This window comes from Magnetospirillum sp. SS-4 (assembly GCF_902729425.1).
GTDB lineage: Bacteria > Pseudomonadota > Alphaproteobacteria > Rhodospirillales > Magnetospirillaceae > Phaeospirillum.
In genome coordinates this window covers 1-1,028 of the sequence record NZ_CACVCH010000134.1, presented here as the reverse complement: position 1 = coordinate 1,028, position 1,028 = coordinate 1, and the positions used below count along the sequence as shown (strand labels likewise).

1 protein-coding gene is annotated in these 1,028 nt (G+C 65.6%); it reads right to left on the bottom strand.

Features of this window, described 5'->3' with window-relative positions:
• Window positions 1–203: 203 nt before the first annotated feature.
• Window positions 204–818 carry a phage portal protein gene (locus tag MTBSS4_RS18765; protein WP_254432658.1) on the bottom strand — a complete coding sequence of 205 codons (615 nt, stop codon included), beginning with the start codon at window positions 816–818 and terminating at the stop codon, window positions 204–206.
• Window positions 819–1,028 lie beyond the last annotated feature (210 nt).

Genomic DNA, 1,028 nt, shown 5'->3' with positions numbered 1-1,028 from the left:
GCACCCTGCTAATTCATAACGGTCGCAACCGACTCGTCCGACGATGTAACGAGAGTTTGGCATCTCAAGCGGTTCAGTACATTTACGGGCACGCTCAGCCGTCATTCATAGAAAGACGGCTGAGACGCTTGTAAATTACACTGCCACCGTCGATGTTCCGTCGAGCCGGATGCGCACGGTGGTTGCCCCATTTCCCGCCGCAATTACGGCCACAGGCGCACGGTGTCGAGCGACAGCGGCGCCAAGGCATCGCCGGGGCGGTTCGCATAGCAATGATAGGCGACGCGGCGGCCCGAGCCGTCGAACTCGATGCCGGCCCGGATGCGGGCACCGGCCCCGATGTCGCGGTGCAGGTCCATCGGCACCTGTTCGCGGTCGAGCAGGTCGATGGCGAGCGGCAGCGGTGAAACATCCTCGGCGACGCGCAGGCGGGCGAAGCTCTCGCCGCTTTCGACCATGGCGCGGAAGGCCAGCGCCTGGAGGCCGTAGAAATCGGTGAGGCCGGCGGCATCGGCCCGATCCGTCCAGCGATCCCACAGCGCATGCAGGGTGTCGCGGACCTTGGCGTCGGGATGGCGCGAGCGCGGCTTGATGCCGGCCCCCACCGCGTTGGCGGCCAGCGACTGCACCGCCGCCGAGACCCAGGGATTGTTGCGGGCATACCACCCGGCCCGCCGCGCCGCCGTGGTGGCGCCGGCCTGGATCGAGCCGTTGAGGCCGTCCACCGTGCGGGCACCATCCCAACGCCGACCACCGCCAGCCGCGTCAAACGAGCGGCGGCGGTCGAGGCCAACGGCGCGGAGAAGGGATTTCCACATGCCCCGGATTATCGGAGACGGCGGATTCCCTGGCTATTCAGACAGTTTGGGAAAGATTGGTGGGGGGAAGCAGAAAGGAGGTGTGGTTGCCACTGTCAGCAGGATTTTCAAACGGAAATGGCGCAGAAAGACAGGAGTTGGAGCATCACGGTCGCTCTCGGCCCCATTGTATGAGGGCCTGCCGACAGGCGGATTTAAAGGGGCGGACCC